Raw genomic sequence first — 19,473 nt, forward strand, 5'->3', positions numbered from 1 at the left:
TGCTTCCCGGGAGCTTGTGCATCTGTTAAAATTTCCGGCATGAACTCGGTGCCCAAAAAAGCTTACTTATTGACGGCGGTCATTGCCCTTTTGGTCATTGCGATCTGGGTGAACTCGGCGATCCCACGATCGCCTTGGGCGGAATATATTGAGAGGAATAGGTTGCGATTGGTCGTTCTGAACGCCTTCGCCGTCACCTCTTTTGATTACCACGTTAACTTTTCCGCGATGCAGACCGCGAACATGCTGAACCGTGAAGCGGATATGTCGGACAAGACGATCATGCCGATCATAATCGGGCCTCGAAGGCCAGTCGGACTAGAACGCGGTGATTGGCTGCGGACGGAGATCCGGTTGAACGCCTCAGGAAAGATCTCGATGCCCAGCGTGGATGAGCATAGATTGTCTTCACTGCTGGCGGCAGCTGACGGCATGGGCACTCAGACCACCGAGGCCGCGCATGCACTCATAAATGCTCTGAGCAAGTCAGCGCCAAGCGTCAATGTAGACGTCCTTGTGAAGTTCAGGTCGCCTATCACGGACCGTGGCCTGGCCGGCGTTGCCCCGGAAGAATTCCCTCCTCAGACAATATTGATAGCACCTGCGAACATGGGCGATCAACCTATTGTTTGGGACCGGCAGAGCTGCGTCCAGCGAGGGATGGGCAAAGAGTGCATGAATCCTCATGCGACGGTCAGTCAGTTCTCTGAATGGGTTGCAATGCTCGAACCGGAGGACGATGCACTCCTTGAGCAGTATGATCTGAGCCTTGCGAAACTGCGGTCCGTTGCCGCTGGAGGCAAAATCTATGGCGCCATTGTCACGGCGCCGGCCAACCTGCTGCCACCGCTGTTCGCGAACACGGATGTGGCATGGGCGAAGTTCTTGGACATCGTTCCACGCTGAACAAAACAACTCGGTGGGCTCTCAAAAACTCGAAACACTTCAGCGCGGAGCCATATCCGGAGGGCGCCGGGCTGAGGGGCGCCAAGCGACTGGTCGAGGTCTGTCGCCGCCGGAGGCGGGTCCATCGCTCCGATCTTCATCGAGCACGCCACCCGGGCCGTCCGTGTTCATGGGGGTAACAGCGCCTCCGAGCGGAGCCTAGGTGGCGCGGGCCCGCAACCTGCTTCATTGAACTGGGAGACCAGGCCGAGGTCCTACGGTTCGTCATCGCAACCGCGACACGAAGTTCACCGTAGCGTTCGGCGAGGGTTCACCTCGCTCGGTGCCGCGTCATCGAGACGCGGCTGTGCGCACGTTGCAATATGCAAAGAAAATGCTTGCCGATATGCAACAGTCGCTCACGGTAACCGCAGCTGAAGTTGAACAGCCGCAACCTGAGTAGGTCAATAGTTTGCCAGACCGAATTGTCGCGAGCCGAGCCGGATCTCGCCTCTAGGCATCTGTCTCGCCGGCGTCCTGGGTGAAGAGAACGCAACTCTGCTCGTGTACGCAAGCGAAAGGATGGTGAGCCGAATCCCTGTGATTGTCTAGCCTAAATAATTCGCGCGCCCAGAAGACCATGGAGTGAAGCAACTAATCGCCGTGCTCCCCTGGGTGCGCATCCCTCCTACGGGTCCGGCTGCGCAGCCGGACAGTTGCTTGCTTTAGCAACTGTTCAATCGCAGAGAATGGTCAAACGCTGAGCAAGGTGCGGGCGCGGTCCAGGAAGCTGCGAGCTGTCGGCTCAGTCCGGTAAGGGGCCAGCAGTTCAACGAAGTCGCGGATGTGGTCGGTACTGCGCGTGGAGCTGATGTGCTCCGTCAAGCTCAGGGCCTGACCAGCGGAGTCGCAGGCCCGGTCGAGGTCTTTCTGCTGCAGTTGGGCTGTGGCCATCCGGGTGAGGTAGAGAGCGTGGGTGCGTACGTAGCCGGGGCCGTATCCGGTGTCAGCTTCGGTGAATTTCTGCTGTGCTCTGGCAGGGTCGCCTAGGTCGAGCATGCACGACCCCGTCAGCATGTCCACTTCAGCCCGATTGACCCAGTATGCCCAAGGTGGGTCGTCGTCGCTGGTGCCTTCGTTCAGGCAGTCAGCGGCCTGGTTCAGAGCGTGGTAACAGCGGCGGGCATCGCCCGTCTTGGCTAGCGCTCTGGCTTGGCGGGCGTGCAGCATAGCATCGACGGTCGGGGTGCTGCGTCCACGTGCTGCGGCTTGAGCCGTGCGGACCATGCTGTCGGCGTCGTGAGGGTTGCCCACGGAGTACTGCTGGATGGCGGCGAAGGCGAGGATGTTCGCGCCCAGCAGACGGTCACCGCTGGTGTGAGCGGAGCGCAGGGCGGCGTGGAAGTAGCGTTGCGCGGCGGCGTGCTGGCCGGCGTCGAAGCGCATCCAGCCGGCCATTCGTGCCAAGTCGGCTGCTTGGGTGTTGAGGCGGATGCCTTGGGCCTCGGTGTAGGAGCTCTCGCTCAGCAAGCGGGTGACCAGCGACAGGTGGGCCTCGGCTTCACCGATCAGGTCGCCGCCGCCCAGAGTGTCATCGGCGCGTTGCAGGTCGGCGATGCGTTCATCAATGCGGCCGATCATCGCGGTGCTGACGCGGCGGCCGGACCCGGTAACGGCGTGGACGATCTCGGGTTCGGTGATCAGCCAGTCGTGGAGAAGCGTGGTCAAGGTGACGCCGGACAAGATGACGAAGCCGCGACGGTCCATACGTCCGCTCCTCAGCGAATCAGCTAGGACCTCCACCGTACCTCTGGGGGTCCAGGGATAGTACAGCTCGGGAATGTCGGGAGCGGGTAGCCACAGCGGCCACGGAGCCAGCAGGTGTTCGCCTTCGGGGAGATTGAATACCTTGACGAGGAGTTCCTGCGTGACGACGTCGGGGACTTGGCCGTGCTCCCAGCGCGAGACAGTTTTCTTGCTGGTCGCCACATTCACGTGCTCGCGACCGCCTGCATCGAGTACCTGTTCGGCGAGGTCCTTTTGCGACCAGCCGCGTAGCTGCCGAGCCTGCGTCAGGCGGTGATGTGCGACGTCCACAGCGCCTCCTGGAAGACCTGGCCGGGCCCTGGCGCCATGATAACGCTCGGTTAGGCAGTGGTCAGCAGATCGTCACCATGGCGGCGACCTTCAGGGAGCAGCAGGGGACCGGAGGGGACTTGACACGGCCGGGTGTCCACGCTGAGCGGTCTTCCACAGCAGGCTGGTCGGCAGTTTCCTATGGGACGTGAACGCGCCCGATCGAATCGTGGAGGTTGCCCAATGAGTGGGCTGTTCCTGGCCGAGATCGTATTGCCAGGGGTGACGCGTTCGGTGTCGGTGGCTCGCCGGTGTGTGGGGGAGGTGCTGATGGTCGCCGGGCATGAGGACGTGGACGATGTCCAACTGGTGGTGAGTGAGCTGCTCACGAACGCCGTGTCGCACACCGCATCCGGCGAGCCTGGCGGGTTCGTCACGGTGGAGGTCACCTCCCTGGATGCTGCGACGGCCTACATCGAGGTCATCGACGAAGGGGCGGCGGTGACCGTTCCCGAGGTACGTAACGCCGACGCCGGCGAGTGTGGCGGGCGGGGGTTGTGGCTGGTAGAGGCGGTTGCGGTCGGTTGGGGCGTGCGCGATGGGGGCTGCCGACGGCAGGTGGTGTGGGTGGAGATGTCCACGAAGAGCGGCACGTCCGCCGGTGCGGCGAGAACGTGAGGGCGTGAAATGAGGTGCACCGGAGTGTCCTGGACTATTGATCAAGCGTGGTTTCCTCCTCACTGCATCAGCCCGCACCCGTCCCCCGCCCAATCGCATGCCGAGCGACTGACGTGGAACGCGCCGCGTGACCACGGCCGAGACGTGCGCGTCGTCGCGTGGACCTGCGGGTGCGGCAGCCCCTTCTACGAACTGTGCCAGGCGGGCGGCCAGCGATTCATCAGACGCACCCGAAACGAGCCGAACATGCGGATCGTCGACGAAAGCGACCGATGGAATGCCCGGCAGGCGAACGCGCAGTGGAACGCCTTACTCCTCGACCTTCTCCTCTGAGGAGACGAGGCGGCTGGATTGGTCGCATCTCGAGGGACTGCGGGTTCGTGGTGGCCCCGCATCACCACTATCGCTGACACCGATCATCACTCTGATCGACAGCGTTAAGAAAGACAGGTGGGTCCGGCCGCACCGGCCGGTTCGCTTGCGACGCGCGATCCGTTTAGCACGTGCAAGACTGGTACGCATGACGACCGGCGTGGATGATGCGCGGACGCCTTGGAAACACAGTCGCACAACGCATCACCACGCCGTGGGCGGCGGACAATACCTTCTGGAGTAACCAGCCCGCCACCACACCGGAGGGCCGGTCCACCATCGACCCCTGGGCTCTGCCGCGCACGACCGGCTCGGTGTGGAGCACTCACTCCCCGCTAAATAGTCGTACAATGGGAAGGCTAATGAAGGTCAATCAAGCGGTATTAGTATTGGGTCTACTGTTTTCCATCAATGTTATAAGTGGTTGCTCGGCGTGTGACGTTTCGCACGGGCCGGCAGTTGTCCTGCCAAAAGCCAATGCGGCCGCCGACGTGGTAGTGCGTGCATATCTTGCCGCAATTTCTGCCCGTGACGACAAGGCGGTCATAGCTTTGTCGGCGCCGGAATTTTACGAGAGTATCCATAGGTGGCCGAACGATCCGGTTGACACGTGGGCCAACGTGCAGGTCGCCGATGTGGGCAAACCAAAGCCGGATACATCTGAACGTGACGACTACCGTCAAGTGCAGGTGGTTGACGTTGATATCGAGGTTCGCCGCTGCGACGAAGAGCCGCCGGATGACGACCCCCATTATCCCTACACTTTTATGGTGGGAAGGCAGTCGGGCGCTGACCCCTGGAAAATCATTAGTTTCGGAGGGCTCGGATAGTACGCCAGCAGGTCGATTACCATTTAACGAACCTATTTCGGCCTCGCGCGGCTTGTGCGGCGCGGCGGTTTGGCGGAGGTGATTGGCCTTGGACGGGCTGCAGCGTAGATTTCGGAGGATTTTCCAGCTCTTCAACTGGGCATTCGCGTGTTCGCCAGGTCCGCGAAGCTTGGCGTAGGAACGGCTGGCCTGCTTCTGGGACTCGGGCTTGTCGTGCGGAGTGGGAACCGGGCCTTCGGCCTCTTGATACGCCTTGTTCCGCCAGGAATACGATGCCTGGCTGTTCCAGGGCGCGCAGGATGCCCCAGATGTCGGGGGCTCCAGACGTCCAGAGGACGGTGCCATCCGGCGAGCTTCTCGGCGCCCCCTGCCACATCGATCTCCAGCAGTGCGCACCGGCGAGCGCGCGGCTGCGGACCGTCGCCCAACTCGCCGAGCTGGCCGCCTGGTGTGTGGAGACGCGGGCGTGGTAGGTCGCTGACCCCCGTCATCACTGAGGACGAAAGATAGGTGGGTTCGGCTGCGCGCCGGCCGGTTCGCTTGCGACCCGCGACCCGATTAGCACGTGCGAGACTGGTACGCATGACGACCGGCGTGGATGGTGCGCGGACGCCGCGGAAATACAAGGGTTCCGGCCGGCTGCCGACGATGCAGGACATCGCTGACCATGTGGGTGTGTCGCGTCAGCTGGTCTCGCTGGTGATGCGGGATGTTCCCGGCCCGAGTGCGGAGTCGAAGGAGCGGATCCTCGCCGCGGCGAGTGAGCTCGGGTATCGGCCGAATGCCTCGGCGCGGCTGCTTCGTCAGAATCGCACGCGCCTGATCGGAGCGGTGTTCGAGATTCGCCATCCGTTTCAGGTGCGCTTCGTGGAGCGGTTGTTCGTCCGGGCGGCCGAAGAGGGGTTCGGGTTGGCGCTGGGGCCGAGGACAGTTGAGCGGTCGACGGATGTCGTCGTCGCTGAGCTGATGGAGCAACGGGTGGAGGCGCTGGTCGCGTTCAATCCGGATCCGGCGTCGAGCGCTCTGGCGGAGGCTTGCGAACTCCTGCCCGTGGTGTGGCTCGGGGAATGGGCGCATAAGTCCGACGTCGACAACGTTCATGTGGACGAGGTCGAGGGACTTCGTCTCGCGATCGAGCACCTCGTCGGGCTCGGGCATCGTGACATCGTCTACGTCGGCGGGCTCGGGGGGAACGTAGGCCGGGATCGTGCCGATGCCTACCGCGGGGCGATGGCCGCGTTCGGGCTGGAGGACCGGATCGAGGTGCTCTCCAGCGGCTTCTCCGAGGAGAACGGGGCGAGCGCGGCGCGCGAGATCCTGGGGCGCGACCGGCGTCCGACCGCTGTGGTGTGCTGTGGCGATCAGTGCGCGGTGGGTGTGCTGGCGGTGTTCGCGCAGGCGAACGTGCGGGTGCCCGACGAGATCTCCGTGGTCGGGTTCGACGACAGCTACCTGGCGTCGCTGTCGTACCACCGGCTGACGTCGGTTCGGCAGGATGTCGAGGCCACCGTCGAGGCGACCTTGACGTCGGTGCTGGAGCGGCTCGAGTGCGGTGACAAGCCGCGCCGAGTGAGTGCGACGCGGACGGAGCTTGTGGTTCGTGAGTCGACAGGCCCCGCCCGGACAGGGCCCGCCCAAACCGGGTCGTGATGTGCGGGTGGCACGCCACGACCCGACTGCGGCGATGGGCTGGGGTCAGCGGACGCCGCGTATGGGGATGATGAGCGCGGCGCCGATGGCGGTGATGATGCCCGCGCCCCAGAGCAGCGCCGGGTAGTTGTCACCACCGCCCATGCCCAGCAGCAGGAGCCCGAGCGCGGGGGCGAGGGACTGTGGCAGGGAGTTGGCGATGTTCATGACGCCGAGGTCCTTGCCCGGCTTGTCGGGGTCCGGCAGGACATCGATGACCAGGGCCGTGTCGACGGCCGCGTAGATGCCGAACGCGAGTCCCATGATGATCTCGGCGAGGTAGAACACGGCCACGCTGTCGGCGAAGGCGAGGATGACCAGCCCGATGCCGAACACGAGTGAAGAGCCGGCGACGAAGATCTTTCGGCGACGGAGCTTGTCGGACAGCCAGCCGGCGACGCTGGTGCCGATGAACAGGGTGATCGTGTAGAGGAGCACGCCGTTGGCGACCGCCACGACCGCGTCGGCCGCGCTGAGGCCCAGGTGCCTCTGCATGTAAAGCAGCCGATAGGTGGTGAAGACGAAGGCCCCGAGGACCATGCAGAACCGCGACCACCAGGCCAGGCCGAAGTCGGGGTACTTGATGGGGTTCGTCCAGAAGGTGCCGAGGATCCGGGCGACGGAGAACGGCTGGACCGGCGTGTCCGGGAGGCGATCGGGGGTGACGAGGACGTACACGATGATGCAGGCGACGCCGATGACGCCGGGCGCGACGAACAGGATGGGCAGGTTCTTCACGAGCAGGACGGCGCCGTAGCTGCCGGCGAGGATCGACACGTTCTGCGCGAGGGCGAGGACGCTGGAGGCGCGGCCGCGCTGGGTTTCGGGGACGTTGTCGGCGAAGCTCGCGACCAGCGCCGCGGATGCCGCGTTCGACGCGAGCTGGCAGACCAGCCAGGCGATGGTCAGCGTGAGTACGTTCGTGCTCAGGGAGACCCAGGCGAGGCCGGCCAGCAGTGCCACGATGCCGCCGAGGAGCCAGGGCCGGCGACGCCCCCACCTCGTCTTCGTCGCATCGCTCAGTGCTCCGAAGAGTGGGTTCCCGACCAGGGCTCCGAGCGCGCCGATGGGCAGCACGGTGCCGATGATGGATGCGGGATTGTCCGGATTCAGCTCCTGCGCCTTGAGCTGCATGCTGACGATCACTGGCGAGAGGATCGCCACGAAGATTCCGAACTGCGCTACCCCGAGGGCGGCGAGGTACCAGTTGCGGACTGGCTGGGTGGGGAGGGGGGGTGTGTGCGAGCGCGCCGGCAGTTCTGTCGACATCGACGCCTCCTTTAGTTCGTAGCCGAACGCCAGAAACTCGGCCAACACAATTTGGCTCGTGCTAACCTGCGCGTAACTTTAGCTCGTGCCAAGTCAGTTTTCTAGAACGTCGATGACATGGAGTGAACATGCTGCCTTCTCATCTCCCCGACCCCGACCTCTACCTGCCAGGCACGGGGGAGCCGTCCCTGCGGTGGGGCATCGTAGGACCGGGATGGATCGCGGGTGAGTTCGCCAAGGCGCTGCGCGCCCACACCGCGCAGCGCGTCGTGGCGGTCTCGTCCCGCTCGGCCGATCGGGCGGCTGCGTTCGCCGCCGAACACGGCATCGAGGTCGCGCTCGGCTCCACGGAGCAGCTGGTGACGCATCCGGAGGTGGATGTCGTCTACATCGCGACGCCGCAGAGCGAGCACCTTTCGATCGGGCTGGCGGCGATCGCCGCGGGCAAGCACGTACTGATCGAGAAGCCGATCACGGTGAGCGCGGCCGAGGCGCGGACGCTGGCGGACGCGGCACGTGCCGCGGGGGTGCTGGTGATGGAGGCGATGTGGAGCCGCTACCTGCCCCAGACGTCGGTCATCCGCAAGCTGCTCGCCGATGGCGTACTCGGGGAGGTTCGTGTCGTACTCGCCGATCACGGGCAGGCGATCACCGCGGATCCGCAGCATCGCCTCTACCGGCCTGAGCTCGGCGGCGGCGCGCTGCTGGATCTGGGCATCTACCCGGTGCAGTTCTCCTCGATGGTGCTCGGCGCCCCGACCCGGGTCGTCGCTGTCGGCGGCATGACGAAGACGGGCGTGGACGCCTACTCGACGCTCGTGCTCACTCATGAGGGAGACGCGCAGTCCACGCTGTACTCGTCGATCCTGGCTCGAACGTCGATGACCGCCGTGATCGCCGGATCGGCGGCGACGATCAGTGTCGACGGCAGCTTCTACACCCCCACCTCCTTCACGCTCGCGGACAGCAACCCGTTCGCCCCCGTGCTCACCTGGAGCGACCCGACGGACCTGAAGCTCTTCGCCGGGCTCTCGTGGGAGGCCACGGCGCTGGCCCGGTTCGTCGGCGAAGGCCGTACCGAATCGCCCGTGCACACGCTGGACGAGACCGTCTCGATCCTCGACACCATCGACCAGGCGCGAGCCCAGCTCGCCGCCTCCTGACTTGAAGGAGAGCCGTCATGACCGATCTCGTCACCACGCTGGAACGTCAGGAGCAGGAGCTGGTCTTCGACGCGTTCGACCACGCGCACGCCTGGCGACTCGGCACCCGCATCACCGCGATCGCGCAGGAAGCCGGCCACAAGGTGGGTATCGACATCCGCCGACCCGGCCTGATCCTCTTCCGCGCCGCCCTGCCGGGGATCACCCCCGACCAGGACACCTGGATCGCCCGCAAGGCCGCCGTCGTCCTGCGCATGGAGGCCAGCAGCGCGCTGGTGGACGCCCGCCTGTCCGCCATGGGGGTGAATCCGGTCGCGGCCGGATGGCTGGGTGCCGAGTACGCGGTGACCGGCGGATCCTTCCCCATCCGGGTACGAGGAGCCGGGGTCGTCGCGGCGGCGACCGCCTCCGGGCTGTCCTCGCAGGAGGACCATGACCTCATTGTCGAAGGCATTCGCGCTTACCTGGCCGAAGGAGACGGTAAGTGAGTGAGCAAAAAGTGCCGCAACGGCGGTTGCGGCCCGGGCAGCGCGCCCGGATCCGCGTCTGGGATCGCCGCACCGGAGCCGTGCGTACGGTGTGCGAGTCGCGTGATCGCCTCTACGAGGCGCCGAACTGGACGCCCGACGGCCGGCTGCTGATCAACGGCGACGGGAAACTCTGGCTCCTGCCCGTCGACGGTTCCGAGCCGCCCCGGGAGATCCCCGCGGAAGGGCTGCCGGACGTCAACAACGACCACGTTCTCGCCCCCGACGGGGCGACCGTGTTCGCGTCGGCGAACGACTGGCACATCTGGCAGGTCCCCCTCACCGGAGGTACGGCGCGTCGCGTCACCGCCGATGACGGCGGGATGCATTTCCTGCACGGCGTCAGCCCCGACGGGCAACGGCTCGGCTACGTCCGTTTGACCCCGGAAGGGGACAACTGGTGGGCGTCGGCGACCATCCACACCGTCGGCGTCGACGGGCGGGGAGATATCGCCGTCACGACCGACCCGGGCCCCGCGGACGGATGCGAGTGGACGCCGGACGGCGAGTGGATCGTGTTCAACACCGAGCAGTTCTCCACCACGCCCGGACACGCCCAACTCGCCCGCGTACGGCCGGACGGGACCGAGTTGGCGCAGCTGACCTTCGACGAGCGCGTGAACTGGTTCCCGCATGTCGCTCCGACCGGCGATGTCGCGGTCTACCTCAGCTACCCGCCGGGCACCACCGGGCACCCCGCCGACCTGCCCGTCGAGCTGCGGCTGGTATCGGTCGGCGCCTGGCAGGAGCCGACCACGCTGGTCGCCCTCGACGGCGGGCAGGGCACGATCAACGTGCCCAGCTGGGCGCCGGACGGATCGGCGTTCGCCTTCGTGGACTACCCCTTCGACCAGCCTGTGAGGAGACTCCCATGACCCTGGTGCGCCGCACCGCGATCAACCCGCTGCCGTGGATCCTCGGCGACAGCGGCTAGCAGCGCCGCGTCGTCGGCGTTCCTGCGGCAGCACCCGTACTTCACCACGCCAGATGGAGGCGACGTCTGACCGCCGCGGGTGGTGATCATCGGGATGATCGCCACCCGCGCATCCGCTGGACCACTGTCAGGAGACGGTCCAGCCAGGCGACCGCTACTGGACCCGTTCGAAGGGCGCCGGGGCCTTGCCGGTCCAGCGGTGGAGCTGGGCGAGGCCGGTCTGCTTGGTCACCCCGTCTTCCACGACCGTGCCCTGCTGGGCGACGTAGTAGCGGCCGTCGTCCAGCGAGGCCAGGCCGTACTGGCCGCCGAATTCCCAGCCCCAGATGCCTGTCGCCTGGTCATGGAGACCCCGCTCGACCAAAGAGAGCGTCTTGCCGCGCTCGGGCTGCGGCTGGCCTTCGATGGGCTTGATCACGGCGGGCTTGGCGCCGTCGATCATGAAGAAGGAGTAGTTCGGGAACTGCGGCTTGATGCCCTTGTACGCCGCCATGAACCAGTTGCCGGTGTGGCCGTCGTACTCCAGGTTCTGTACGCCGTAGGTGGTGTTGCCGGTGCGGACGAAGTACTTGCCGTCCGAGCGGGATGGTCCTGAGGTGTGCGGCTCGCTCTGGGTGAGCGGGCGTTCGTACTGGCGCCACTGCTTGATGTCGTACTGCAGGATGACCTGGTAGTCGTTGTCCTGGCGGTCGGCGTTGGCGTAGATGCCGTACGCGACCGTCAGCTTGTCGCCGCCGCCGCGCTTGCCGAACGCGGGGCCGAAGGCGACGCCGTCGATGCCGCTGCAGCCGTAGCGGTGGTCCGGGGTCTTGGCCGTGTCGCCGTCGAAGACGCCGTCGCCGTTCATGTCGGCGCTGTAGTCGTCCACCACGTCCTTGAGGTAGACGGCCGTGACCACGTCGGAGGTCTCGGCGTTCATGTCGAGGCTGGTGATGCGGTCCACGTCGAAGATGGCGATGTAGAAGGACTTGGCGGCCTTGTACTCCAGGGAGCCGTACACGCGGCCGTCGCGGCTGTTGAAGTCCAGGTCGCCCAGGTGGCCGGTGAAGCCGGTGACGGAGCCGACCGGCTTGCCGGCGAGGTCGGTCTTGACCAGGAGGTTGGTGAAGGAGAAGTACATGAACCCCTTCTTCTGGTCGATCGCGATCCCCTGGACGTGGCCCGACGGCCAGGCCCCGCCGTTCACCTCCGCCGGAAGTCGCGACGGCCGGTCGGCCGCCTGGGCGGGGAGGGCGAGCAGGGCCGACGCTGTCAACGTCGCGAGCAGTAGTTGAGCGACCCGCATGTTCTTCCGCGTACCTTTCAGTGGATCAGTTCTGACCGACACCATAAACGGACACGCGGGAACTTTACTGACTATTGTTTGACTCTCTTGTGGCGTCTTGTTGAACGCCAGAGGCCGGAGCCGATGTCATCGCCGCCCGGATGCCGCGCTGGAGCAGGGCGGGCAGGCACAGTATGGTGCCCAGCGCGCCGATCCACACCGCGGCGGCGAGCCCGCCCAGCGCGGTCGCCGCCGCGGCCAGCAGACTGCCCAGCGCGATGGCTCCCCAGAGGAGGAATCGCTGCACCGAACCGACCCGGCCCAACAGGGATGCCGGGGTGAGCACCTGGCGCATCGTGATCGACGTGGGGCTGAAGGCGCCCTCGCCGACGCAGTGCACGATGCTCCCCGCGACCAGCCCGATCGCGCCGGGTGCCCCGCCCAGGGAGCCGAGCGCGGGCATGGCGACGATGCCCAGCACGGACACCGACGCGGCCAGTACGAGGGTGCGCGGCGAGCCGAGACGGCGGATCAGCCGGGTCGACAGCAGGTTCCCGATCGGGTAGCCCGCCGCGGCGGCGCCGATCACCACGCCGATCCAGCCGGGGGACAGGCCGAGGACGTTGCGGCAGTAGAGCACCAGGCTCGTCTCGACCATGGACAGTGCCAGGACATAGACCGTGCCGCACGCCAGGACGGGCCGGAGGATCGGGTGCCGGAGCGCGAACCGCAGCCCCTCGGCGATGTCGCGCCGCATCCAGCCGGGCTCACGTCCGTGGCCTGGGGTCGTGGTGCCCGATCCAGGTGCGGTCCCCGGCGCGGTGGTACTCAGCTCAGTGGCGACCTTCTCGCGGTGGCGGATCAGCGCCAGCGAGGTGAGTGACGCCGTGAAGCTGACCATGTTGGCGGCAATCGCCCCGACCAGGCCGAGCGCCGCGATGACCGGCCCGGCCGCCATCGGGCCCAGCGCCTTGGCCGCCGACTCCGACAGGGCCAGCCGCGTGTTGCCGCGATGCAGCGCCTCCGCCTCGCCGTACAGGCTGGGCAGGTAGGAGGTGTACGCGACCTGAAAGAACACCACCGCGCACCCGCTCACCAGGATCAGCGCGAACAGCACCGGAAACGTCAGCCCGCCCAGAACGGCCAGCACCCAGATCGCGCCGAACGCCAGCACCTGCACGCCGTCGCAGACCAGCATGACGGTACGGCGGGGCAGCCGGTCCACGATGGCCCCGGCCGGCAGGCCGAGCGGGAGGAAGGGGACGAACAGCGCGAACGGCAGCAACGCGGCCTGCGCCGGGGAAGCGCCCAGGACGGTCACGGCCAGCAGCGGCAGTGCCAGCGTCATGAACTGGTCTCCGAACAGCGACAACGACTGCCCGGCCCAGAGCAGGCCGAAGTCACGATCTGCCGTCCGGCGCGTCGCGCGCCCCAGAGGCGACTCGTCACGCGACCGGTCAGTGGTCGCGGAGCCGGACCGCTTCGTCATGCGGACCGCCAGAACTCACGGATCCGCGCCCTCAAGCCGACCGCCGGAACCCGCGCCCTCATGCGGACCGCCAGAACTCATGCAGCAGGCCCAGCACGGTTTCAGGCTCTTCGACGTGGCCGAAGGAGCCGCTGCGCTCCAGCATCTCGAAGCGCGCCCGCGGGGCGAACCGCTGGAAGTCCAGCTGCGCCGCCGGATACAACGCCCGGTCGTACCGCCCGGCCAGCACCATCAGCGGGACGGCGAGCTCCTTGAGTCGCGGCCGGAAATCCGGAATCGCCGCCACCTGACCACCGATCATGAAATCGACGTCGTCACCGCAGAAGAGCGGATAAAGCTCCTCGTTGCGGGCGCCCGGTTCGGTGGCCAGCAGGGCGGCGTTGGCGGGATCGTAGAACCTGATCAGCGGTGCCGCCGCGGCGAACTCCGCGCGCATGGGCGCGGACGTGGACCGCAGGCCGGAGCGCCGCAGCGCCTGGATGCGCTCCCAGGTCTCCGGGAGCTGGGAGGCGAGTTCGCGGTTGATGTTGGCGTGGTTGAGCTGCCACATCTCCGGGCTGTGCAGGGAATTGGCCAGAGTGAGGGTCGTGACGAGGTGCGGGTGATCCAGGGCGACGGCCTGGGCGATCAGGCCGCCGTAGGAGAAGCCGTACAGGTGCGCGGGGCCGAGCTCGCCGAGCAGGGCCGTGACGTCGGCCACGTCGTTCGCGAAGGTGATCTCGCCCAGGTCGGCCGGGCGGTCGGAGCGGCCGCGGCCGTGGAGGTCGACGTAGATCACCCGATGGTCGGCGGCCAGCGCGTCGAAGTGCGGGTGGAAGACCACGTGCGAACCGGCCGGGCCGAGCCCGGCCAGCAGGACGACCGGGGAGCCCGCGCCGTCCTGCTCTACCCAGAGGCGGTGGCCGCGGATCTCGTGGTGGCGGCCGTTCGGATGCTGGAACATGCCGCGAATTGTGCCGATCGCCGCCCGCCGGGTGACGGCGGCGATCGGACCTATATATGCCTTTAAAAGGGGATAAGGGGGTCAGCGGCGGTGGGAGTGCCGGTGGATCATCTTGAAGACCATGGCTCCGATGAACACGAAGAACAGCACCTTCGCGATGCCGAACCCCCCGAACACGAGCCCCACCATCAGCAACACGAACAGGATCGGCAGGAACGGCCCCGGCCCATGGTGCCGCCGTCCCCAGCCATGTCGCATGTCGCGCCGCTCGTGACGCATCGACTGCATCTGGTGCCGGTGCGCCTTCATCGCCGCCCGCCAGGCGTCCTTGTCGAACGCCTGGGGAGGCAGGCCATGCGGGTCGCGGTAGTCGTACTGCCGCCGCTGTCCCGGAAGGTCAGCGGTGATCTGCGCGAGGTCTCGCGCGGTGCGTGCGCCGAGCGTCCGATCGAGGCGCTGGTCCAGCTCCTCGCGGTCGAGGCGGCCCTGCGCGAAGTGCTCGCGCAGGTCGGCCATCGTCTGTTCGCGCTCGGCGTCGCCGATGCGGAGATCGTTGGGGTCCATGGCTGGTTCCTCGCTCTCCCCGTACCGGCCTTCCAGGGTGGCGCCGGTCATGCGTTACTCCTCACCCGGGTCGCCGTCGGCCAGAATCTGGTAGAGCTTGCGCCGGGTCTCTACAAGAGTCTTACGCGCTTCGCGGATTTGTGCGTCGCTCCCGGTCTGCAAAACCTGCATCATCGCGAATGCCGACTGGCGCGCGATGTCCCACAGGTCCGCGGTGTTGTCGTCGATGTCGGGCCGCATCTCGTCCCACGGGGCGCGGATCTCGTCGGCGTGCGCCTCGATGTAGGCGAGTCCGGTCTCGGTGAGGCGGAAGGTCTTGCGGCCCTCGTTCTCCTCGGCGACGACCAGCCCCTCGTCGGTGAGCTGCTGGAGCGCCGGGTAGACGGCGCCGGGGCTGGGCTTCCAGCCGCCTTCGCTGCGCTCGGCGATCTCCTGGATGATCTGGTAGCCGTTGCGCGGCTCCTCGGACAGGAGCGCCAGGATCGCGGCACGTACGTCGCCCCGCTTGGCCTTCCGGCCACCCCGGCCTCCCCAGCCGCCCCGATGCCCGAACGGGCCCGGTCCGCCGGGACCCCATCCCCAGGGGCCGCGCCCGAACTCGGGCGGGAATCCACGCCGGCCGCGTTGCCGCTCCTCGTGCGGGCCGCCGCCGCGGTGGTGGTGATGGTGGTGGTGCCCGCCCTGTTCCCACGCCTCGGCCACGGCCTTGAGCGCTTCACGGGCGGCACGCTTGAACTCGCGGGGCTCGGGCCACGGCCGACCTGCTGCTTGTGCGGAAGTCATGTCAAACGCTCCTTCTTGTGAATGCTTGTGAATGTTCTCGATGCTTCAAAGATATATCGCCAATATGTCGTTCGCAAGCGGGTGGGCAGAGTGAGACAGATCACGAAAAAGTTGCGGATTACGGGAACAGGAGACGGGAGGGTGTCGTTGTTCAGAGCAGACGAGGTCGTTCCGCGTCGGCAGGGCTGGGGGGTGCTGTCGCCGCGGAGACGACCTCGTCTGCGTTTCCGGACATTTCCGGTACGACCGGCGTTGGTCTGCGGTCGGCAAAGTCCGTAGCGCCGTGGTGAGGGTGATGGCGCCCCAGGCGGGTCTCCGCGCGTAAAGAACGGCTTTGCCGTACAGTTTCGATCATGATGGGGCATTCGCATGCGATGACCGGGGCCATCGCTTGGCTAGGACTCGCACCCGGGCTCGCCGCGCTCCCGATGCTGACCGACTCGTCCAGGTTCATCGAGACCGGGATCATGGCGAACGCCCTCACCCCGGCCGAGTTCATCGCCGGCGCCATCATCTGCGCCGGGGCGGCCATGCTGCCCGACCTCGACCATCCGAGCGCGACGATCGCGCAGACGTTCGGGCCGGTCACCTGGGTGCTGAGCAAGGCCGTCAACTGGCTGAGCGGCGGACATCGGGGGGCGACGCATTCGCTGGCGTTCGCGGTGGTGCTCGGGTTCGCGGCGCACTGGCTGGCCAACACCTATCCGATCGGCCGCGACATCATGGTCGTGCTGCTCATCGGCCTGGCGCTGCGCGCGATCGGCATCGGCATCCCGGGCAACAAGCTCGGTTCGGCGATGATCAACGTCGGCCTGACCGCCGGGCTCTACGCCGTCTTCCTGTCGCAGGGGGTCGGCTACGCGTGGCTGGGCATGGCCGTGGCCATCGGCTGCCTCGTGCACGTCGTCGGCGACTGCATGACCGAGCGGGGCTGTCCGGTGCTGTGGCCGGTGTCGGTCCGGTTCGTGCTGCCGTGGAAGATCGGGATCAAGACCGGGAAGACGTTCGAGCAGAAGATCCTGGCTCCCGTGCTGTCCATCGCCATCATCGGCCTGCTGTTCTGGCGGCTGGCGCCGGTTTAACTTGATGTCGAGATACTTTTAGAGATATCTTGACATCAAGACATCCGCCGCGCGGCCCCGCGGGTTAGGTTCACCTAACGTTCTTACTGCTCCCGGGGTGCGGCAGGATTCAACTGAGCAAATGTCTATGGAGGAGGCGAATCATCGTGTCCGCGAACAGCTTCGGCAGCCGTGACACGCTACGCGTAGGCGACGCGTCTTACGAGATTTTCCGGCTGGACGCCGTCGAAGGCGCAGCCCGCCTCCCGTTCAGCCTGAAGATCCTGCTGGAGAACCTCCTCCGCACCGAGGACGGCGCGAACATCACCGCCGACCACATCCGCGCGCTGGGCGGCTGGGATCCCAAGGCGGCGCCGAGCGTGGAGATCCAGTTCACCCCGGCCCGCGTCATCATGCAGGACTTCACCGGCGTGCCGTGCGTGGTCGACCTGGCCACCATGCGTGAGGCCGTACGCGACCTGGGCGGCGACCCGGCCCGGATCAACCCGCTGGCCCCCGCCGAGATGGTCATCGACCACTCGGTCATCGTCGACTACTTCGGTCACCCCGACGCCTTCCAGCGCAACGTCGAGCGCGAATACGAGCGCAACCACGAGCGCTACCAGTTCCTGCGCTGGGGCCAGACGGCCTTCGACGAGTTCAAGGTCGTCCCGCCCGGCACCGGCATCGTCCACCAGGTCAACATCGAGCACCTGGCCCGCGTGGTCATGATCCGCGACGGCAAGGCCTACCCCGACACCTGCGTGGGCACCGACTCGCACACCACGATGGAGAACGGCATCGGCGTCCTCGGCTGGGGCGTCGGCGGCATCGAGGCCGAGGCCGCGATGCTCGGCCAGCCGATCTCCATGCTGATCCCGCGCGTGGTCGGCTTCAAGCTCAACGGCAAGCTGCCCGCCGGCGCCACGGCCACCGACCTGGTGCTGACGGTGACCGAGATCCTGCGCAAGCACGGAGTGGTCGGCAAGTTCGTCGAGTTCTACGGCGACGGCGTCTCGTCCGTGCCGCTGGCCGACCGGGCCACGATCGGCAACATGAGCCCCGAGTTCGGCTCCACCTGCGCGATCTTCCCGATCGACGGCCAGACGGTCGAATACCTGCGCCTGACCGGCCGCTCCGAGGAGCAGATCGCGCTCGTCGAGGCCTACGCCAAGGCCCAGGGCCTCTGGCTCGACCCGTCGGCGGCCGAGCCGGTCTTCTCCGAGTACATCGAGCTCGACCTCGGCACCGTCGTCCCGTCCATCGCCGGCCCGAAGCGCCCGCAGGACCGCATCGCCCTGTCGGCCGCCAAGGACACCTGGCGCCGCGACGTGCGCAACTACGTCACCGACTTCGACGGCGACGGCATCGACGAGGCCGTGGAAGAGAGCTTCCCCGCCTCCGACGCGCCCGCCTCCAACGCCCGCGCCAACGGCAGCCGCCCGCACAAGACGGTCTCGGTGACGCTCGAGGACGGCACCTCGTTCGAGATCGACCACGGCATCGTCTCCATCGCCGCGATCACCTCCTGCACCAACACCTCCAACCCGTACGTCATGCTCGGCGCGGCCCTGCTGGCCCGCAACGCCGTCGAGAAGGGCCTGACCCGCAAGCCGTGGGTCAAGACCTCTCTGGCTCCCGGCTCGCAGGTCGTCACCGGCTACTTCGAGCGTTCGGGGCTCCAGCCGTACCTCGACAAGATCGGCTTCAACCTCGTCGGCTACGGCTGCACCACCTGCATCGGCAACTCCGGGCCGCTGCTCCCGGAGATCTCCGACGCGATCCAGGCCAACGACCTCGCCGTCACCGCCGTGCTGTCGGGCAACCGCAACTTCGAGGGCCGGATCAACCCCGACGTCAAGATGAACTACCTGGCCTCGCCGCCGCTCGTGGTGGCGTACGCGCTGGCCGGGACCATGGATCTCGACCTCGACACCGAGCCGCTGGGCGTCGGCGCCGACGGCACGCCGGTCTTCCTGCGCGACATCTGGCCGTCGCCCGAGGAGATCGCGGCCGTGGTCAACTCCTCGATCGGGCGCGACATGTTCGAGCGGGACTACGCCGACGTGTTCAAGGGCGACGAGCACTGGACATCGCTGCCGATCCCCACGGGCAACACCTTCGAGTGGGACCCTTCCTCCACGTACGTGCGCAAGGCTCCCTACTTCGAGGGCATGCCCTCGACTCCTGACCCCGTTACCGACATTTCCGGTGCCCGGGTGCTGGTGAAGGTCGGCGACTCGGTCACCACCGACCACATCTCGCCGGCCGGCTCCATCAAGGTCGGCACGCCCGCCGCCCAGTACCTGCAGTCGCACGAGGTCGCGGTCAAGGACTTCAACTCCTACGGCTCGCGGCGCGGCAACCACGAAGTCATGATCAGGGGTACGTTCGCCAACATCCGCCTGCGCAACCAGATCGCGCCGGGCACCGAGGGCGGCTACACCCGCGACTTCACCCAGCCCGAGGGGCCGGTGTCGTTCATCTACGACGCCTCGGTCAACTACGCCTCGGCCGGGACGCCGCTGGTGGTGCTCGCGGGCAAGGAGTACGGCTCGGGCTCGTCGCGCGACTGGGCGGCCAAGGGCACGGCGCTCCTGGGCGTCCGCGCCGTGATCGCGGAGTCGTACGAGCGCATCCACCGCTCCAACCTGATCGGGATGGGCGTGCTGCCGCTGCAGTACCCGGAGGGCGTCTCGGCCGCCTCGCTGGGGCTGACCGGCGAGGAGACGTTCGACATCACCGGGGTGGAGGAGCTCAACAAGGGCGGCATCCCGGCGACCGTGCACGTCAAGGCGGGCGAGGTGGAGTTCGACGCGGTGGTCCGCATCGACACGCCCGGCGAGGCCGACTACTACCGGCACGGGGGCATCATGCAGTATGTCCTGCGCTCCCTCCTCGCCAAGTCCTCCTAAGTTCTCCGGCGTCTCCGCCTCGGTCACCAGC

18 protein-coding genes are annotated in these 19,473 nt (G+C 66.8%); 11 read left to right on the forward strand and 7 right to left on the reverse strand.

Going from position 1 to position 19,473, the window contains the following annotated elements; genetic code table 11:
• Window positions 1–39 precede the first annotated feature (39 nt).
• Window positions 40–906, forward strand: a complete 867-nt coding sequence (locus AB0B64_RS06670; protein ID WP_357940886.1) for a hypothetical protein — start codon at window positions 40–42, stop codon at window positions 904–906.
• A 732-nt stretch (window positions 907–1,638) separates the two neighbouring features.
• Here the strand turns inward: AB0B64_RS06670 and AB0B64_RS06675 are convergent.
• Window positions 1,639–2,982, reverse strand: coding sequence for a helix-turn-helix transcriptional regulator (locus AB0B64_RS06675; RefSeq protein ID WP_358175210.1), 1,344 nt, complete (start codon window positions 2,980–2,982; stop codon window positions 1,639–1,641).
• Between the two features lie 222 nt (window positions 2,983–3,204).
• Between AB0B64_RS06675 and AB0B64_RS06680 the strand changes: the two genes are divergently transcribed.
• The 5 genes from AB0B64_RS06680 to AB0B64_RS06700 all read left to right on the forward strand — a co-directional run bounded on the left by AB0B64_RS06680 (window position 3,205) and on the right by AB0B64_RS06700 (window position 6,491).
• On the forward strand, window positions 3,205–3,639 hold the full coding sequence (locus AB0B64_RS06680) for an ATP-binding protein (RefSeq protein ID WP_357940890.1): 435 nt from the start codon (window positions 3,205–3,207) through the stop codon (window positions 3,637–3,639).
• Window positions 3,640–3,783: 144 nt separating this feature from the next.
• Entirely contained in the window at window positions 3,784–3,972 is a 189-nt protein-coding gene (locus tag AB0B64_RS06685) for a hypothetical protein (protein ID WP_357940892.1), read from the forward strand.
• A gap of 401 nt (window positions 3,973–4,373) precedes the next feature.
• Window positions 4,374–4,841, forward strand: a complete 468-nt coding sequence (locus AB0B64_RS06690; RefSeq protein ID WP_357940894.1) for a hypothetical protein — start codon at window positions 4,374–4,376, stop codon at window positions 4,839–4,841.
• A gap of 308 nt (window positions 4,842–5,149) precedes the next feature.
• A complete protein-coding gene (locus tag AB0B64_RS06695; protein ID WP_358175213.1) occupies window positions 5,150–5,314 on the forward strand; it encodes a hypothetical protein in 165 nt (54 codons plus the stop codon).
• A gap of 109 nt (window positions 5,315–5,423) precedes the next feature.
• Window positions 5,424–6,491 (forward strand): LacI family DNA-binding transcriptional regulator, encoded by a 1,068-nt coding sequence (locus tag AB0B64_RS06700; RefSeq protein WP_357940899.1) that lies wholly within the window; start codon window positions 5,424–5,426, stop codon window positions 6,489–6,491.
• Window positions 6,492–6,536: 45 nt separating this feature from the next.
• Here the strand turns inward: AB0B64_RS06700 and AB0B64_RS06705 are convergent, their stop codons facing one another.
• Complete coding sequence (locus AB0B64_RS06705) at window positions 6,537–7,799, reverse strand: MFS transporter (protein ID WP_358175215.1); 1,263 nt, start codon at window positions 7,797–7,799, stop codon at window positions 6,537–6,539.
• A 128-nt stretch (window positions 7,800–7,927) separates the two neighbouring features.
• Between AB0B64_RS06705 and AB0B64_RS06710 the strand changes: the two genes are divergently transcribed.
• From AB0B64_RS06710 to AB0B64_RS06720, 3 genes are read left to right on the forward strand one after another with little or no spacing between them, the layout of a single operon-like run.
• Window positions 7,928–8,962 (forward strand): Gfo/Idh/MocA family oxidoreductase, encoded by a 1,035-nt coding sequence (locus AB0B64_RS06710; RefSeq protein WP_357940903.1) that lies wholly within the window; start codon window positions 7,928–7,930, stop codon window positions 8,960–8,962.
• Between the two features lie 17 nt (window positions 8,963–8,979).
• The gene (locus AB0B64_RS06715) at window positions 8,980–9,450 is read left to right on the forward strand and encodes a heme-degrading domain-containing protein (RefSeq protein ID WP_357940905.1); all 471 of its coding nucleotides are present in this window, start codon (window positions 8,980–8,982) and stop codon (window positions 9,448–9,450) included.
• A complete protein-coding gene (locus tag AB0B64_RS06720; protein ID WP_357940907.1) occupies window positions 9,447–10,364 on the forward strand; it encodes a hypothetical protein in 918 nt (305 codons plus the stop codon). Before AB0B64_RS06715 ends, AB0B64_RS06720 begins: the two co-directional genes overlap by 4 nt.
• A gap of 213 nt (window positions 10,365–10,577) precedes the next feature.
• Here AB0B64_RS06720 and AB0B64_RS06725 read toward each other — a convergent pair whose 3' ends face one another.
• The 5 genes from AB0B64_RS06725 to AB0B64_RS06745 all read right to left on the reverse strand — a co-directional run bounded on the left by AB0B64_RS06725 (window position 10,578) and on the right by AB0B64_RS06745 (window position 15,466).
• On the reverse strand, window positions 10,578–11,708 hold the full coding sequence (locus tag AB0B64_RS06725; RefSeq protein ID WP_358175218.1) for a hypothetical protein: 1,131 nt from the start codon (window positions 11,706–11,708) through the stop codon (window positions 10,578–10,580).
• Window positions 11,709–11,772: 64 nt separating this feature from the next.
• The gene (locus AB0B64_RS06730) at window positions 11,773–13,176 is read right to left on the reverse strand and encodes an MFS transporter (RefSeq protein ID WP_358175221.1); all 1,404 of its coding nucleotides are present in this window, start codon (window positions 13,174–13,176) and stop codon (window positions 11,773–11,775) included.
• A gap of 58 nt (window positions 13,177–13,234) precedes the next feature.
• The gene (locus tag AB0B64_RS06735) at window positions 13,235–14,119 is read right to left on the reverse strand and encodes an alpha/beta hydrolase (RefSeq protein WP_358175224.1); all 885 of its coding nucleotides are present in this window, start codon (window positions 14,117–14,119) and stop codon (window positions 13,235–13,237) included.
• An 81-nt stretch (window positions 14,120–14,200) separates the two neighbouring features.
• Complete coding sequence (locus AB0B64_RS06740) at window positions 14,201–14,734, reverse strand: DUF1707 domain-containing protein (protein WP_357940914.1); 534 nt, start codon at window positions 14,732–14,734, stop codon at window positions 14,201–14,203.
• Window positions 14,735–14,737: 3 nt separating this feature from the next.
• Window positions 14,738–15,466, reverse strand: coding sequence for a PadR family transcriptional regulator (locus AB0B64_RS06745; RefSeq protein WP_358175227.1), 729 nt, complete (start codon window positions 15,464–15,466; stop codon window positions 14,738–14,740).
• Window positions 15,467–15,819: 353 nt separating this feature from the next.
• Between AB0B64_RS06745 and AB0B64_RS06750 the strand changes: the two genes are divergently transcribed.
• Both AB0B64_RS06750 and acnA read left to right on the forward strand, forming a co-directional pair.
• The gene (locus tag AB0B64_RS06750) at window positions 15,820–16,548 is read left to right on the forward strand and encodes a metal-dependent hydrolase (protein ID WP_357940918.1); all 729 of its coding nucleotides are present in this window, start codon (window positions 15,820–15,822) and stop codon (window positions 16,546–16,548) included.
• A gap of 146 nt (window positions 16,549–16,694) precedes the next feature.
• On the forward strand, window positions 16,695–19,442 hold the full coding sequence (acnA, locus tag AB0B64_RS06755) for an aconitate hydratase AcnA (protein WP_358175230.1): 2,748 nt from the start codon (window positions 16,695–16,697) through the stop codon (window positions 19,440–19,442).
• Window positions 19,443–19,473: the final 31 nt, after the last annotated feature.

The sequence above is a fragment of the Nonomuraea sp. NPDC049129 genome (assembly GCF_040648495.1).
In the GTDB taxonomy this organism is placed as follows: Bacteria; Actinomycetota; Actinomycetes; order Streptosporangiales; family Streptosporangiaceae; genus Nonomuraea.

Coding starts and splice junctions, on each gene's coding strand:
- AB0B64_RS06670 (WP_357940886.1), top strand. CDS start 40: ATGAACTCGGTGCCCAAAAAAGCTTACTTATTGACGGCGGTCATTGCC.
- AB0B64_RS06680 (WP_357940890.1), top strand. CDS start 3,205: ATGAGTGGGCTGTTCCTGGCCGAGATCGTATTGCCAGGGGTGACGCGT.
- AB0B64_RS06690 (WP_357940894.1), top strand. CDS start 4,374: ATGAAGGTCAATCAAGCGGTATTAGTATTGGGTCTACTGTTTTCCATC.
- AB0B64_RS06695 (WP_358175213.1), top strand. CDS start 5,150: ATGTCGGGGGCTCCAGACGTCCAGAGGACGGTGCCATCCGGCGAGCTT.
- AB0B64_RS06700 (WP_357940899.1), top strand. CDS start 5,424: ATGACGACCGGCGTGGATGGTGCGCGGACGCCGCGGAAATACAAGGGT.
- AB0B64_RS06705 (WP_358175215.1), bottom strand. CDS start 7,799: ATGTCGACAGAACTGCCGGCGCGCTCGCACACACCCCCCCTCCCCACC.
- AB0B64_RS06710 (WP_357940903.1), top strand. CDS start 7,928: ATGCTGCCTTCTCATCTCCCCGACCCCGACCTCTACCTGCCAGGCACG.
- AB0B64_RS06715 (WP_357940905.1), top strand. CDS start 8,980: ATGACCGATCTCGTCACCACGCTGGAACGTCAGGAGCAGGAGCTGGTC.
- AB0B64_RS06725 (WP_358175218.1), bottom strand. CDS start 11,708: ATGCGGGTCGCTCAACTACTGCTCGCGACGTTGACAGCGTCGGCCCTG.
- AB0B64_RS06730 (WP_358175221.1), bottom strand. CDS start 13,176: ATGACGAAGCGGTCCGGCTCCGCGACCACTGACCGGTCGCGTGACGAG.
- AB0B64_RS06735 (WP_358175224.1), bottom strand. CDS start 14,119: ATGTTCCAGCATCCGAACGGCCGCCACCACGAGATCCGCGGCCACCGC.
- AB0B64_RS06740 (WP_357940914.1), bottom strand. CDS start 14,734: ATGACCGGCGCCACCCTGGAAGGCCGGTACGGGGAGAGCGAGGAACCA.
- AB0B64_RS06745 (WP_358175227.1), bottom strand. CDS start 15,466: ATGACTTCCGCACAAGCAGCAGGTCGGCCGTGGCCCGAGCCCCGCGAG.
- AB0B64_RS06750 (WP_357940918.1), top strand. CDS start 15,820: ATGATGGGGCATTCGCATGCGATGACCGGGGCCATCGCTTGGCTAGGA.